The sequence below is a fragment of the Aeromonas sp. 604282 genome (assembly GCF_049170575.1).
GTDB classification, from domain to species: Bacteria; Pseudomonadota; Gammaproteobacteria; order Enterobacterales; family Aeromonadaceae; genus Aeromonas; species Aeromonas veronii_A.
The window spans coordinates 1-14,534 of record NZ_JAAKMV010000003.1 but is presented as its reverse complement, the minus strand read 5'-3'; the positions used below and the strand labels follow the sequence as shown (position 1 = coordinate 14,534).

The window sequence follows — 14,534 nt, the reverse complement described above, 5'->3', positions numbered from 1 at the left end:
CCTCACTTGATACGGCGAAGGGCTCAGGATAGGGGGGCAGCCCGCAAGACGCAACCGTAGCTCACACTTTCCAGAGCTTGGCGAGCCGGCCGGAGCGCTCCAGTTTGTGCAAGCCTGCGTTAAACAGCAACATCAAGCGGCGCGCATCGGGATCGGCCTTGCGAATCAGCAAGTATCCCGGTTGCGACCAGATGGGGTCGGCGGCGCCGGTCAGTGACAGCGATTGGGGATGACGAGAGAGTGCCTGCTGAAACAGAACCTGGGCCACCTGCTCATCCATAACCAGATAACGAATACGTCCGGTAAGTAGTTTCTCCATGCTCTCCTCATCGGAGTCGGACCACTCAAGCGCCAGCTCGGATTGCCTTGCAGCAAACCCTTCACCATAAAAATAGCCACGGGTAACCCCGACAGGCTCGTTTTTCAGCTCACCCAAACTGACCAATGGCGAACCATTAAGTGCAAGCAGACGGGTCGTAAATTTGCCCAGCGATGCAGAGAGATAGAAGTGCTGCTCGCGCTCGCGAGAGCGAAACCAGGGCATGGTAATCATATAACGCCCTTCAAGAGTCAGGCTGTATGCCTCAGACCAGGGGTAGAAATGAAAGCTGACATCGACCCCCTGCTCGGCAAAGGCCTCACGTACCACCTGACAGAGAAACCCCTGATTGGGCAGCGACTCACTGATATAGGGCGGCCATTCGCCCACCGCTATGCGTACTGTTTCGGCCCGGACCACAGCTGTGATTGCCCAGCAACAGAACAGGGCCAACCATCCCCACATTCGCCACCTGATATTCACCCGACACTCTCCTTGCTTTCTGCTGAGTGTAGCCAACTCCTCAATCCACCGCAGAAAAGCTGAAAAAGATGTAGTTAAATTACTAGATTAAAAAGATAAAAGATGCATAATCTGGATATCTTACAAAATCAGAAAAATGACCTATTTTTGATTCAACTCAATAATTTAATCCCATTTAAATGGCGGTTTATCGATTTTTATTGATCTGAATCAATTTTGGTATTATTACCAACATGGTATATATGACCCCATCAAAGCAAAGGTGTAAGGCAAGGGCCCTTTAAGTCACCGCAATTAACGGTAGCTTAAATACATCAGGGTAATTTCCTTACAGTTGGATTCGCGTTCCCATTGAGGAGTCATACCATGATCAAAGGCATTCAAATCACCCAGGCTGCCAACACCGCCCTGCTGAACTCTTTCTGGCTGCTGGACGAAGAGAAGCAACAGGCTCGCTGCATCTGTGTCAAAGGCGATGCCTTTGCTGCCGATCAGGAGGTAGCACTCTCTGACCTGGGCCAGTTCGAATACCGCGAGCTGCCTGTTCAGGCCGAACCGGCTGTTGAAGGTGGTCAGCACCTGAACGTCAACGTGCTGCGTCGCGAAACTCTGGAAGATGCTATCGAGAATCCGGAGAAGTACCCGCAGCTGACCATCCGCGTATCTGGCTACGCAGTGCGTTTCAACGCCCTGACCCCGGAACAGCAGCGTGACGTGGTTACCCGTACTTTCACCCAGAGCCTGTAATCAGCGTCCTGCAGTGAACCGCTGATATAGCGAGTATCAGCACAAAAAAAACGGCCGGTAGGCCGTTTTTTTATACGAGCTTTTCACTGGGTAAGCACAAAAAACAAGGCCTCGCATTGCGAGGCCTTGTAATAAGTGCTTGCCCCATCAGGCAGAGGTATCGAGGGGCTCAAAACCCTTGATCAGGTCATCAATGGCCTTCATCTGTTTGAGGAAGCCTTCCAGCTTCTCCAGCGGCAGAGCACTCGGACCATCACAACGGGCAATTTTCGGATCCGGGTGTGATTCGATAAAGAGACCGGCTAGACCGACTGCCATACCGGCGCGGGCCAGCTCGGTCACCTGCTCGCGACGGCCACCGGAGGCGGCACCCAGCGGGTCGCGGCACTGCAGGGAATGGGTCACGTCGAAGATCACCGGATAGCCGCCGGTACTCTTCTTCATCACGCCCAGACCCAACATGTCCACCACCAGGTTGTCGTAGCCAAAGTTGGCGCCACGCTCGCAGAGGATCAGCTGATCATTGCCGCACTCCTCGAACTTGTCGGTGATGTTCTTCATCTGGCTTGGGCTCAGGAACTGCGGCTTCTTGATGTTGATGACGTTGCCGGTGCGGGCCATCGCCTCCACCAGATCGGTCTGGCGTGCCAGGAAAGCGGGCAGCTGGATAACGTCCACCACCTCGGCAACCGGTTTGGCCTGATGGGGTTCGTGCAGATCGGAAATAACCGGCATGCCGAAGGTCGCTTTCAGCTCCTGAAAAATCTTCATCCCCTCTTCCAGACCCGGGCCACGGTAGGAGTGGATGGAGGAGCGGTTGGCCTTATCCCAGCTCGCCTTGAAGACAAACGGGATGCCCAGCTTGCTGGTCACTTCCACATACTTCTCGCATACCGCCATCGCCATATCGCGGGATTCCAGCACGTTCATGCCGCCAAACAGCACGAACGGTTTGTCATTGGCAACATCGATCTGGTTGATCTTGATATTCTTCTGTTCCATCTAAGACTTCCTTAGTGAAGGGGCCTGAAGCCAAGTTAATCCGTTGCGACCGGACGCAGCGGCCTTGATATTCTTCTGTTTCGAATCCAAGACATCCTTAATGAAAGGGCCTGAAGCCAAGTTAGTCCGTTGCAGCCGGGCGCAGCGGCCTTGATATTCTTCTGTTTCAACTCCAAGAGCCCCTTAATGAAAGGGCCTGAAGCCAAGTTAGTCCATTGCGACCGGACACAGCAGCCTTGGTATTCTTCTGTGTCAGTTTCAAGCGTCCTTAATGAAGAGGCTTGGGGCTAAGATCCAGCGCAGCCAGTTGCACTTTCAGCACATCGGCTACCGGATCGTCCGGGCATTGCTCAATAAAGTATTCGAAATCGTCGGCAGCCTGGCGCGGGCAATCGAGCTGCTCGTAGATAAAGCCGCGATCCCGCGTCTCCAGGGGATCGCCGGGCTTCATCCGTAGAAGTAACTCGCTGCAGCGCAGAGCCTCGGGCATGCGATCTTCCCGCAGCAAGGCCCCCTTGCTGACGTTGAGCAGCCGTTCGATGATCTCCCACTGGCCAGAGGGCTGCAGGTAGTCCGGGGTCAGGGTGGCCAGATCGCCGAGCGCACCGCGCAGCAGCAGTTCAATACGGGCTAGGCTCAACTCGTCGCCGGTAAAGGGGTCGACATAGACCTCCCCTTCGCCACCAGCAAAGCTCACCAGGAAGTGACCCGGGAAACAGATCCCCTCCACATCGAGACCAATCTTGCGTCCCAACTGGATGATCAGGATACCGAGGCTGACGGGTATTCCCTTACGCTGCAGCAGCACCTGATTGATGTCGCAGTTGTCAGCCGAGAAATAATCCTGCCAGTCGCCGTAAAACCCGAGGCTCTGATAGAAACCGCGCAGCAGTTGCTGGCGCACCTCGTCGCAGGTCCCCTCTTCGATCTGCTCATCCAGCCACTCATCCAGCAGCTGCAGCTCGCGGATCCCCTGCTCGGCCGAGCCATAGATTTCATCGCTGACCGCCAGGGCCAGCTCGGTCAGCTCATGGGCTTCAAAATCGGTCCATTCGTCTATACGTAACATGCTTTTCATGCCTTAACCGAACAAACTCGCCTGTTTGAGCACTGCCAACTTGGCAATAAAGTAGATCCAGCCGAGCGCCCCCAGAAAGGAACACCAGCGCACCAGATTGCTTTTGGCCAACCGCAGCGCCATCGCCGCCAGAAAGACCAATACCAGGATCCCCGTCAACTTCTCGCTGAGCCAGGGAATGCCGTTATTGAGCGGGTTGAGACCCAGCACCACGCAGAGCAGTATGCCGGAGAGCACCACCAGTCCGTTGAGCAGACCGCTGGTTTTCAGCACGGGTGCGCTGAATGCCCGAGCGGAGCCGGCCTGAACCCAGTAAAAACGCAGCATAAACATCAGCACTGCCCCGCCAATCAGGGTGAGATGCAGATGTTTGAGCAAAAGATAGCTGTTCAATGTCAATCCTCGATGCAGAAGCCTCACCCCTGCCCGTCAAACTGGTAGTAAAGGGAGTCAGCAGGTCGGGCACATGCCCAGAGTGACCCGCTCGTTCTCCCCGTAATCACGCACCGTGGTTACGCTGCGATAGCCCAGATCCTGCAACAGCTGGCGCACCACCATCCCCTGATCCCAGCCATGTTCCAGCAGCAGCCACCCTTCGCAGTGCAGATGGGCCGGGGCATGGGTCGCAATATGGCGGATATCCGCCAGCCCCGATTCGTCCGCAACCAGCGCCGAGCGAGGCTCAAAGCGCACGTCACCCTGCTCGAGATGGGGATCGGCGCCGTCGATATAGGGGGGATTGGAGACAATCACCGCAAAACGTGGCGTCTTGTCGCGATCCGGCTCACCAAAGGGTTCGAACCAGCTGCCATCGCGCACCTCGATGGGTAACCCCAGCGCGGTGCTGTTCTCGCGGGCCAGCGCCGCGGCATCTGCCATCCGATCCACCGCCCACACATCAACTTCGGGCCGCTCGGACTTGAGCGCCAGCGCGATGGCACCTGTGCCGGTACCCAGATCCAGCACGGCGCAGGGCCCTTGCGGGATCTTCGCCAGCGCCTGTTCCACCAGCACCTCGGTATCGGGGCGCGGGATCAGGGTCGCTGGGCTCACTTTCAACGGCAACGACCAGAACTCCCGCTCGCCAACGAGATGAGCGATAGGCTCGCCGTTGAGACGACGGGCCAGCCACCCCTGCAGGATGGCCTGCTGGTCGGCATCCAGCTCACGCTCGGGCCAGGTCATCAGATAGCTGCGACGACAATCGAGCAGATGGCAGAGCAGTGCATCGGCATCGGCGCGGGGGGATTCCCCGCCCGCCAACACAGTCATGATATGGGCGCGGGCCTGCTGGATCTGCATCAACGCTGCCCTACCTTAATCGCGCTCTTCTGAATGCGAGCTTGCCGGTACTGCACTTGCATCAATTGCTCTCGGCCAAGGAGGCAAGCTGGTCGGCCTGATACTCCTGCACCAGCGGCGTGATGACGCAGTCCAAGTCCCCTTCCAAAATTTCGGAGAGACGGTACAGGGTGAGATTGATGCGGTGCTCGGAGAGACGGCCCTGCGGATAGTTGTAGGTCCGGATGCGCTCGGAGCGATCGCCGGAGCCCACCAGATTGCGGCGAGTGCTCTGCTCGGCGGCGCGGTGGCGCTCATCCTCGGCCGCTTGCAAGCGGGCGGAGAGAACTGACATCGCCTTGGCGCGGTTCTTGTGCTGGGAGCGCTCGTCCTGACATTCCACCACCAACCCGGTCGGCAGGTGGGTGATGCGGATGGCCGAGTCGGTCTTGTTGACATGCTGACCACCGGCACCGGAGGCGCGGAAGGTATCGATCTTCAAGTCGGCCGGATTGATCTCGATCTGCTCGGCTTCCGGTACTTCCGGCAACACGGCGACGGTACAGGCGGAGGTGTGCACTCGCCCCTGGGATTCGGTCTCCGGCACCCGCTGCACCCGGTGGCCACCGGATTCAAACTTGAGACGGCCGTAGACGCGCTCGCCATCGATCTTGGCGATCACCTCCTTATAACCACCATACTCCCCGTCATTACAGCTGACGATGGAGACGCGCCAGCCCTGACGCTCGGCAAACCGTGAATACATGCGGAACAGGTCACCGGCAAAGATGGCCGCTTCGTCACCGCCGGCACCGGCCCGGATTTCCAGATAGCAGTTGTTGTCATCCTTGGGATCCTTGGGCAGCAGCATCACCTGCAGCTCCTGCTCCAACGCCTCCAGATTGGCCTTGGCGAGCGGCAGCTCCTCCTGCGCCATCTCCCGCAGGTCGGCGTCATCCTCTTCCAGCATCATCTGGGTCGTTTCCAGATCATCCTGCGCCTGACGAAAACGCTGGAAGGCGTGAACGATATCTTCCAGCTGGGCATATTCGCGGGTCAGGGCGCGATAGCGCTCCTGATCCGAGACCACGTCCGGCTCGCCGAGCATGGCCTGAACTTCTTCGTGGCGCTCGATGAGGCCTTCCAGCTTTCTGATCAGTGACGGATTCATAACTCTTGCTATCTCGAATGGAGGAGAGGGCCACCAGCATGGCAGCCCCGAACAATTACTCTTGTGACAATCCCAGTGCCTGTCGCAACCGGGACAGCGTACTCTCGTCGCCCCGGGAGGCCGCCTGGCGCAGGGCCTGGGTCGGTGCATGGATCAACTTGTTGGTGAGGCGGTGGGCCATCGCCTTGAGCGCCTGCTCGGCACTCTCACCCTGAGCCAGCGCCTGCAAGGCGCGCTGTAGCTCTTCATCCGCCACCTGTTGGGAGTGATGGCGATAATCGCGAATAAGGTCAACCGACCGCTGGCCGCGATACCAGCCCATAAACTCGTCTCGTTCCTCCTGCACGATCAGCTCGGCCTGTGCCGCAGCTCGTTTGCGGGTCTCCAGATTCTGCTCGATGATCCCCTGCAAATCGTCCACCGTGTAGAGATAGGCGTCGGAGAGCTCGTCCACTTCAGCCTCTATGTCACGCGGTACGGCGATATCCACCAGAAACATCGGCTTGAAACGACGAGCCTTGAGCGCCCGCTCCACCATCCCCTTGCCGATGATGGGCAAAGGGCTGGCCGTCGAGCTGATGACGATATCTGCCTCGTGCAGATAGTCGGGGATCTCTTCGAGCGTCATCACCTGGGCACCAAATTCGGCCGCCAGGGTCTGGGCGCGCTGCAGGGTGCGGTTGGCCACCATCATCCGGGTGACATTCTGCTCGCGCAAATGGCGAGCCACCAGTTCGATGGTCTCTCCAGCCCCGACCAGTAACACCCTGGTCTGGGAGAGATCGGCAAAAATGCGGCGACCAAGGCTGACAGCGGCAAACGCCACCGACACGGCACTCGCGCCAATCTCGGTATCGGTACGCACCCGTTTGGCCACCGAAAAAGATTTCTGGAACAGCCGCTCCAGCGCCCCCTTCACCGATTCCGCCTGCTGGGCATGTGCGTAGGATTGCTTGATCTGCCCCAGGATCTGCGGCTCCCCCAGCACCAGCGAATCGAGCCCGCATGCCACCCGCATCAGGTGGCGTACCGCCTCTTCGTCATGGTGTTGATAGATGGCACTAACCAGCTCGGCAGCATCCAGCCCGTGGAATTGCTGCAGCCAGCGCAACACCTCGCCCTGCTGCTCGCCATCCAGATTGCAGTAAAGCTCGGTACGGTTGCAGGTGGAGACGATCACTGCCTCGTTGATGCCGGGCTGGTTCACCAGCTCACGCAAGGCGCGATCGATGCAGTCCGGGCCAAAAGCGACCCGCTCCCGCAAGGCGACACTGGCGGTGTTGTGGTTGATTCCGAGGGCAAGCAAACTCATGAGTGGGCGACGATCATTTCTTACGCTGGGTGCAAAGGCTGCCAATTGTACGAGAAAGGGTAAGTCTTTAAAAGCAATACGGCCGCCCCTTATACTGTGGCAAATTTCTCTCTCTGGAGCCTTGCCGTGCTGCTGCGTATTTTTACCCTCGCCTGTCTGTTAATCCTTGGCGGTTGTGCCACCACCCAACCCCAGCGTGACCAGGTGAACTGGAACCAGGAGCGGGCCCGCCTCGAACAGCTCACTCATTGGGAGCTCTCCGGCAAGATGGCCATCATTACCCCCCAGCAAAAAGGGAGTGCCCGTCTCAACTGGCAGCAGGATGGGGAGGATTATCGGCTCAACCTCACCAGCCTGATTGGCACCAGCATTCTCGAGCTCTCACGCAACAAGGGGGAGATCACCCTGCTCGACAGCGACGGTAATCGCCACCATAGCCAGGATGCCGAAGCACTGATCTATCAGCTCACCGGCTGGAATATTCCGGTCGCCGGACTGCCGGAGTGGATCAAGGGATTGCCGGGTGAGGCAGAGTTTGAACTCAACCCCGACAGCAGTCTGGCCAGCGTGCGCGACGGCCAGTGGCAAATTGTCTATGGCGACTACCGGGATCAGGATGGCTACCGCCTGCCTCACCAGCTCACCATGACCGGCCAGAGCAGCCGCCTCAAGCTTCAGATCAACCAATGGACTCTTGCACGTTAATGGCTTCCACACGCTGGCCGGCACCGGCCAAACTCAACCTGTTTTTACACGTCAATGGCCGTCGCCCCGATGGCTATCACGAGCTGCAGACCCTGTTTATCTTCCTCAACCACAGCGATTGGCTCGAGTTTGAAGTGATACCTGATAGCAACACACTCACCCTGAGCCCGGCCATTCCCGGGGTGCCGGATGAGCAGAATCTGATTATCCGGGCGGCTCGGCTGCTGCAGGCAACCCTGCCGAGCCCGCAAGGGGCGAATATCAGGCTGGAGAAAGTGCTACCCATGGGGGGCGGCATTGGCGGCGGTTCGTCCGATGCAGCGACCACACTTGTAGCGCTTAACCACCTCTGGCAAGCGGGTTTGAGTGAAGATGAACTGGCAGCGCTTGGCGTCCAACTGGGGGCCGATGTGCCGGTGTTTGTTCGTGGCAAGGCGGCTTTTGCCGAAGGGGTGGGCGAGCGGTTGCAACCGGTTGAACTACCGAGTGCCTGGTATCTGGTGCTCAAACCCGATTGCCATGTAGCGACAGCAGCGGTATTTCAGGATCCGGACCTGCCCAGAGCCACCCCGAAGATGACCTTGCACAGCCTGTTGCAAGGCGAGTGGAAAAACGATTGCGAATCACTGGTGAAAAAGCGCCACCCCGAGGTTGCCAATGCGCTCGGCTGGTTGCTAGAATACGCGCCGTCAAGAATGACGGGCACAGGAGCCTGCGTCTTTGCTCAGTTTGAAGACGAAGTGACTGCTCGGGAAGTGTTGGCCAGAGTGCCGAAGGGGTTGGATGGGTTTATCGCCAAAGGCGAGAACATATCACCACTCCTCGCCACTTTGCAACAGCTCAAATGATTGGGGTATCGCCAAGCGGTAAGGCAGCGGGTTTTGATCTCGCCATTCCTAGGTTCGAATCCTAGTACCCCAGCCAATTTGATATGATGGCAGTGATGCGGGTGAGGTCGTGCTCGCCCACACTCAAGGGCTCACCCCCCTTCAGTCATCCCGATGCAGCCAATCCCTTGCTCGTTATCTGGCTAAATCGTTTGCCCCAAAACGATAAGGGTCTGATTTCAGACTCCCCCACATACTGGATGCAACCCCGAGGTTTCAAACCGTGCCTGACATGAAGCTGTTTGCTGGTAACGCAACGCCGGAACTAGCCCAGAAGATCGCAGATCGCCTGTTTATCAAACTCGGCAATGCTGCCGTAGGTCGCTTTAGCGACGGCGAGATCAGCGTACAGATCAATGAGAATGTACGTGGTGGCGATATCTTCATCATTCAATCCACCTGTGCCCCGACCAACGACAATTTGATGGAATTGATCGTTATGGTGGATGCTCTGCGTCGTGCTTCAGCTGGCCGTATCACTGCCGTTATCCCCTACTTTGGTTATGCCCGTCAGGACCGCCGCGTCCGCTCCGCCCGTGTCCCCATCACCGCCAAGGTTGTCGCTGACTTCCTCTCCAGCGTCGGTGTGGATCGCGTGCTGACCGTTGACCTGCATGCCGAGCAAATTCAAGGTTTCTTCGACGTTCCGGTAGACAACGTGTTCGGTAGCCCGGTGCTGCTGGAAGACATGAAGTCCAAGAACCTCGAGTCTCCTGTCGTCGTCTCCCCGGACATCGGTGGCGTCGTGCGTGCCCGCGCCATCGCCAAGCTGCTGGATGACACCGACATCGCCATCATCGACAAGCGCCGTCCCCGCCCGAACGTCTCCCAGGTCATGCACCTGATCGGTGACGTTGCAGGCCGCGACTGCATCATCGTTGATGACATGATCGACACCGGCGGCACCCTGTGCAAAGCCGCAGAGGCCCTGAAAGAGCGCGGTGCCAAGCGTGTATTCGCTTACGCCACTCACCCGGTATTCTCTGGTTCCGCCGTCGAGAACATCAAGAACTCCGTGATCGATGAACTGATCATCACCGACTCCATCCCGCTCACTGCGGAGATGAGAGCGGTCGGCAAGGTCAAGCAGCTGACGCTGTCAACTGTACTGGCCGAGGCCATTCGTCGCATCAGCAACGAAGAGTCCATCTCTGCCATGTTTGAGCATTGATAGATTCAGCAATAACGAAAACCGCCATCAGGCGGTTTTCGTCTTTCTGGACCTTCTCTTTCCAACTTTCTGCTATCTGGTACGACCCTGCCCCCGGCAGGCTTAAGGATTTACCCATGAATTGCTTGCGTCCCCTCCTGCTCGCGACCCTCACCTCCGCCCTGTTCGCCTGTCAGCCCGCCAAAGAGAACCCGCCCTTCGTGCTGACTCTGGCTCACATGAACGACACCCACTCCCAGTTTGATCCGGTCAATGCCGAGATCAAAGGGCAGATCTTTGCCCAGCAGGGGGAGACGGATACCCTCTATACCCGCTTTGGCGGTTACCCGCGCCTGCTGACCATGGCGAAAGCCTATCAAGCAGATGCGCTGGCCAAGAACCAGCCCTTGCTGCTGCTGCACGGCGGTGATGCCTGGCAGGGCAGCGGCTACTTCAAACTCAACGAGGGGATGGCCAACGCCGAGTTGCTGAGCCAGTTCGGCCTCGATGCCATGGCGCTGGGCAACCACGAGTTCGATCTGGATAACCAGAAGCTGGCCCGCTTCATCGAGGGGGTCAACTTCCCGGTGCTGGCCGCCAACCTCGACACCAAGGCCGATCCGGCCCTCAGCAAGGCTGACAACCTCAAGCCCTTCGTGGTCTACGCCTTTGACGGCAACCAGAAGAGCCCGGTCACCGATCTCGACAACCTGCCACAAGGCAAACAGCTGGTCGCCGTCATCGGTCTGGTACTGGAAGACATGGGCAATATCGCCCCCAACGTCGGCAAACTGCGCTTTGGCAAGGAGGTCGCCTCGGCTCAGGCCACGGTCGACATGCTGCAAGCCAAGGGGATCCACCAGATCGTGGCGCTGACCCACATCGGCAACGAGCGGGATCTGGCGCTGGCCGCCAAGGTAAACGGCCTCGATGCCATCGTCGGCGGCCACTCCCACAGCCTGCTCGGCGATTTTCGCAATATTGGCTGGGGCAAGACCGGCGATTACGCCAAGCTGGTGACCAATCCGGATGGCATCGGCAAGACCTGCGTGGTGCAGGCGGGCTCCTACGCCCAGGCCATCGGTCTGGCACAGGTGACCTTTGACAGCCAGGGTCAGGTGACCGACTGCCAAGGCCACAACAGCCTGCTGGCCAGCCGCGACTTCTTCGCCGATGCGGCGCGCAAGCAAGCACTCGACGACGCCCGCAGCAAAGAGGCGAGCCAGTTTGTCGACAACCAGCCCAATCTGGTGACCGTGGATGAAGATCCGCGCCTGCGCGGCATCATCGACAGCCACTACAAACCGGCGCTAGAGAAAGCCTACGGCCCGGTGATCGGCACCATCCCCGAGCAGCTGCAAAATGCCCGTCGTCCCGGTGACAACGGCAGCGACAGCCACGGCTCAGATGTAGCGCCGCTGGTTGCCGAAGGGGAGTTCTACTGGGCCAATACCCCAGCAGTGCAAGCCCTGACCGGCGGCCCGGTCGATTTTTCTCTGGTTGCGGTGGGCGGCGTGCGCGCCGACCTGCCCGCTGGCGAATGGCGCGAGGGGGACAGCTCCCTCACCCTGCTGCCGTTCAAGAACCAGCTCTCGGTGCTGACCCTGACCGGTGCCGAGGTGCGCGCCCTCTTGACCGAGACCATCACCGCCACCCTGCCCGCCAGCGCCCATGCCGGCAAGTTCCCCTATGGCGGTAACCTGCGTTACACCTTCCAGGAGACCGACGCAGGCAAGGCGGGCACTCTGACCCAATTGCAGCGCAAAACCGCAAGCGGCGAGTGGCAGGATCTGGTGGATAGCCAGCGCTATCGGGTGGTGATGAACGCCTACAGCGCCAACGGCAACGATGGCTGGCAGGCACTGGCCAATGCCCAGCGTCAGAAGAGCGAGCGGGTCGATATCGCCAGCGTCAATGGCAAGTTGACCGCCTTCCCGGTGTTGAAAGTGGCACAAAACGGCGAACTGCTGAGCGCCGTCTATGCCCCGGACCAGGCCCTCGATTGCAAGGCCAGCGGCGTGGATTGTGGCACCGATGCAGCGTCTTTCGTGGAGTATGTGCGCGATGCCCGTCCCACCCTGACCGCACTGGATGAAGAGACCGTCACCTTGCTGCGTGCCAAATAACGACGGTAGTCAACCGGGCACAATCCATCGGTAAACTGAAACGGGCCTCTTGCAAGAGGCCCGTTTGCCCACCGTTAGCCACCCATTGGCCGCAATAATGCTGCAAATCCCGCCATAACATGCGCATTGGTTGAGTGATCGCCACTCGGCGGCTAGAATATTGCGTCCTATTGCCCTGGGTAGTGTGCCCACGGCAGCTGCGAGTGAAGACATCAAGCGTGACAAGCGAAATCAAACTGATCGTCGGACTGGGCAACCCCGGCCCGGAATATGCTAAGACCCGCCACAATGCGGGCGCCTGGTATGTGGAGCAACTGGCCCGCTGGCACAACGTCAGCCTGCGTGAAGAACCCAAGTTCTTCGGCCATACTGCCCGCATCCTGGTCGAGGGGCAGGATGTGCGGCTGCTCATCCCGAACACCTACATGAATCTCTCTGGCAAGGCGGTGGCCGCACTGGCGCGTTTTTATCAGATTGAGCCGGAAGCGATGCTGGTGGCCCATGACGAACTGGATCTGCCGCCGGGCATCGCCAAGTTCAAGCAGGGTGGTGGTCATGGTGGCCATAACGGCCTCAAGGACATCATCGCCAAGATGGGCAACAACAATAACTTCTTCCGGCTGCGTCTCGGGATCGGCCATCCCGGCAGCAAAGAGCAGGTGGCTGGCTTCGTCCTGACCAGGGCCCCCAGCAGTGAACAGAACCTGATCGACGCCGCGCTGGACGAATCCCTGCGCGCCACCGATATCCTGTTCAAACAAGATATGACCAAGGCCATGAATCGCTTGCACAGCTTCAAAGCCGAATAAAGCATGACACGGGCCGCCTACGGGCGAGCCTCACAGCATCCATCAAGTAAGGTAACAATCCATGGGTTTTAAATGCGGTATCGTGGGCCTGCCCAATGTAGGCAAATCCACCCTGTTCAACGCACTGACCAAGGCCGGTATCGAAGCCGCCAACTTCCCGTTCTGCACCATCGAGCCGAACACAGGTGTGGTGCCGATGCCGGATCCCCGCCTCGATCAGCTGGCTGCCATCATCAATCCGCAGCGCGTTGTACCGACCACCATGGAATTTGTGGACATCGCCGGTCTGGTTGCCGGTGCCTCCAAGGGCGAGGGCCTCGGCAACCAGTTCCTGGCCAACATCCGTGAAACCGAAGCGATCGGCCACGTAGTGCGCTGCTTCGACGACGAGAACATCATTCACGTTGCCGGCAAGGTCTCCCCTGCTGACGATATCGAAGTGATCAACACCGAGCTGGCCCTGTCGGATCTGGACGCCTGCGAGCGCGCCATTCACCGCCAGTCCAAGCGCGCCAAAGGCGGCGACAAGGATGCCAAGCTTGAAGTAGAAGTGCTTGAGAAGATCAAGGTCGCACTGGAAAACGGCCAGATGATCCGCGGCATGAAGCTGGATAAAGAAGAGCTGGCCGCCGTGAGCCACCTCAACTTCCTGACCCTGAAACCAACCATGTATATCGCCAACGTGGCGGAAGATGGCTTCGAGAACAACCCCTATCTGGACAAGGTGCGTGAAATCGCCGCCGCCGAGAACGCGGTCGTGGTCGTGGTCTGCTGTGCCATCGAAGCCGACATCGCCGAACTGGACGACGAAGATCGCGCCGAGTTCATGGCTGACCTTGGTATCGAAGAGCCGGGCCTGAACCGCGTGATCCGCTCCGGCTACCAGCTGCTCAACCTGCAGACCTACTTCACCGCCGGTGTGAAAGAGGTGCGCGCCTGGACTATTCCGGTCGGTGCCACTGCCCCGCAAGCGGCTGGCAAGATCCACACTGACTTTGAAAAAGGCTTTATTCGCGCCCAAACCATCGCTTTTGAAGACTTTATTACCTACAAGGGTGAGCAAGGCGCCAAGGAAGCGGGCAAGATGCGCGCTGAAGGGAAAGATTACATCGTCAAAGATGGCGATATCATGAACTTCCTGTTCAACGTCTAATCCCATGACAGGCCAGCATTTGCTGGCCTGTTTTTTATCGAGCAGAGTCAGCTATCTGCCAGTCATGCTTTAAAAAAAACCAGATTGTCGGGCTTTTGCGCAACAGAGGCCAATATCTGGTCAAACGCACTCAAATTGCGTTTTTCTGGCAAAAAAAGGGTTGACGCCCCAGAGCCAGATACGCATAATTCGGCCCGCACGGTGACGAGGCAACAACTCACCGGAAGCAAGGTTGGCTATGTAGCTCAGTTGGTTAGAGCATCGCACTCATAATGCGGGGGTCACAGGTTCGAATCCCGTCATAGCCACCA

At 58.5% G+C, this 14,534-nt stretch carries 13 protein-coding genes, 2 tRNA genes and 1 pseudogene; 9 read left to right on the top strand and 7 right to left on the bottom strand.

Features of this window, described 5'->3' with window-relative positions:
- Nucleotides 1–61 precede the first annotated feature (61 nt).
- Nucleotides 62–709 carry a substrate-binding periplasmic protein gene (locus G5367_RS05420; RefSeq protein WP_421293923.1) on the bottom strand — a complete coding sequence of 216 codons (648 nt, stop codon included), beginning with the start codon at nt 707–709 and terminating at the stop codon, nt 62–64.
- A gap of 459 nt (nt 710–1,168) precedes the next feature.
- On the opposite strand from G5367_RS05420, the gene grcA reads away from it, so the two are divergent.
- Nucleotides 1,169–1,549, top strand: coding sequence for an autonomous glycyl radical cofactor GrcA (gene grcA, locus G5367_RS05415; protein WP_005343856.1), 381 nt, complete (start codon nt 1,169–1,171; stop codon nt 1,547–1,549).
- A gap of 147 nt (nt 1,550–1,696) precedes the next feature.
- Here the strand turns inward: grcA and kdsA are convergent, their stop codons facing one another.
- The 6 genes from kdsA to hemA form a co-directional block, all read right to left on the bottom strand.
- Complete coding sequence (gene kdsA, locus G5367_RS05410; protein WP_005334937.1) at nt 1,697–2,551, bottom strand: 3-deoxy-8-phosphooctulonate synthase; 855 nt, start codon at nt 2,549–2,551, stop codon at nt 1,697–1,699.
- Between the two features lie 268 nt (nt 2,552–2,819).
- Entirely contained in the window at nt 2,820–3,620 is an 801-nt protein-coding gene (locus tag G5367_RS05405) for a SirB1 family protein (protein WP_216979294.1), read from the bottom strand.
- Between the two features lie 12 nt (nt 3,621–3,632).
- Nucleotides 3,633–4,022 carry a SirB2 family protein gene (locus G5367_RS05400; protein WP_288729540.1) on the bottom strand — a complete coding sequence of 130 codons (390 nt, stop codon included), beginning with the start codon at nt 4,020–4,022 and terminating at the stop codon, nt 3,633–3,635.
- Nucleotides 4,023–4,079: 57 nt separating this feature from the next.
- On the bottom strand, nt 4,080–4,931 hold the full coding sequence (gene prmC / locus G5367_RS05395; RefSeq protein ID WP_337072546.1) for a peptide chain release factor N(5)-glutamine methyltransferase: 852 nt from the start codon (nt 4,929–4,931) through the stop codon (nt 4,080–4,082).
- Between the two features lie 61 nt (nt 4,932–4,992).
- Nucleotides 4,993–6,081: a peptide chain release factor 1 gene (prfA, locus tag G5367_RS05390; protein ID WP_106842783.1), complete on the bottom strand. Its 1,089-nt coding sequence runs from the start codon at nt 6,079–6,081 to the stop codon at nt 4,993–4,995.
- 55 nt (nt 6,082–6,136) lie between these two features.
- Nucleotides 6,137–7,393, bottom strand: a complete 1,257-nt coding sequence (gene hemA / locus G5367_RS05385; RefSeq protein ID WP_005343850.1) for a glutamyl-tRNA reductase — start codon at nt 7,391–7,393, stop codon at nt 6,137–6,139.
- A 126-nt stretch (nt 7,394–7,519) separates the two neighbouring features.
- Between hemA and lolB the strand changes: the two genes are divergently transcribed.
- The 8 genes and pseudogenes from lolB (at nt 7,520) to G5367_RS05345 (ending at nt 14,534) form a co-directional block, all read left to right on the top strand.
- Nucleotides 7,520–8,098, top strand: a complete 579-nt coding sequence (gene lolB / locus G5367_RS05380; RefSeq protein WP_288729542.1) for a lipoprotein insertase outer membrane protein LolB — start codon at nt 7,520–7,522, stop codon at nt 8,096–8,098.
- Nucleotides 8,098–8,968: pseudogene (gene ispE / locus G5367_RS05375) on the top strand (4-(cytidine 5'-diphospho)-2-C-methyl-D-erythritol kinase). Before lolB ends, ispE begins: the two are co-directional and overlap by 1 nt.
- Nucleotides 8,948–9,022: transfer RNA gene (locus tag G5367_RS05370), tRNA-Gln, on the top strand. The pseudogene ispE and the gene G5367_RS05370 overlap by 21 nt, the downstream one beginning before the upstream one ends.
- A gap of 186 nt (nt 9,023–9,208) precedes the next feature.
- The gene (locus G5367_RS05365) at nt 9,209–10,156 is read left to right on the top strand and encodes a ribose-phosphate pyrophosphokinase (protein ID WP_421245204.1); all 948 of its coding nucleotides are present in this window, start codon (nt 9,209–9,211) and stop codon (nt 10,154–10,156) included.
- A gap of 116 nt (nt 10,157–10,272) precedes the next feature.
- Nucleotides 10,273–12,261, top strand: coding sequence for a bifunctional metallophosphatase/5'-nucleotidase (locus G5367_RS05360; RefSeq protein WP_421245205.1), 1,989 nt, complete (start codon nt 10,273–10,275; stop codon nt 12,259–12,261).
- A 218-nt stretch (nt 12,262–12,479) separates the two neighbouring features.
- Entirely contained in the window at nt 12,480–13,070 is a 591-nt protein-coding gene (gene pth / locus G5367_RS05355) for an aminoacyl-tRNA hydrolase (RefSeq protein WP_227341136.1), read from the top strand.
- Nucleotides 13,071–13,131: 61 nt separating this feature from the next.
- A complete protein-coding gene (gene ychF / locus G5367_RS05350) occupies nt 13,132–14,223 on the top strand; it encodes a redox-regulated ATPase YchF (RefSeq protein ID WP_005343844.1) in 1,092 nt (363 codons plus the stop codon).
- Nucleotides 14,224–14,457: 234 nt separating this feature from the next.
- Nucleotides 14,458–14,534 (top strand) — tRNA-Met (locus G5367_RS05345).

Coding starts and splice junctions, on each gene's coding strand:
- prmC (WP_337072546.1), bottom strand. CDS start 4,931: ATGCAGATCCAGCAGGCCCGCGCCCATATCATGACTGTGTTGGCGGGC.
- kdsA (WP_005334937.1), bottom strand. CDS start 2,551: ATGGAACAGAAGAATATCAAGATCAACCAGATCGATGTTGCCAATGAC.
- G5367_RS05360 (WP_421245205.1), top strand. CDS start 10,273: ATGAATTGCTTGCGTCCCCTCCTGCTCGCGACCCTCACCTCCGCCCTG.
- prfA (WP_106842783.1), bottom strand. CDS start 6,081: ATGAATCCGTCACTGATCAGAAAGCTGGAAGGCCTCATCGAGCGCCAC.
- grcA (WP_005343856.1), top strand. CDS start 1,169: ATGATCAAAGGCATTCAAATCACCCAGGCTGCCAACACCGCCCTGCTG.
- hemA (WP_005343850.1), bottom strand. CDS start 7,393: ATGAGTTTGCTTGCCCTCGGAATCAACCACAACACCGCCAGTGTCGCC.
- ychF (WP_005343844.1), top strand. CDS start 13,132: ATGGGTTTTAAATGCGGTATCGTGGGCCTGCCCAATGTAGGCAAATCC.
- G5367_RS05405 (WP_216979294.1), bottom strand. CDS start 3,620: ATGTTACGTATAGACGAATGGACCGATTTTGAAGCCCATGAGCTGACC.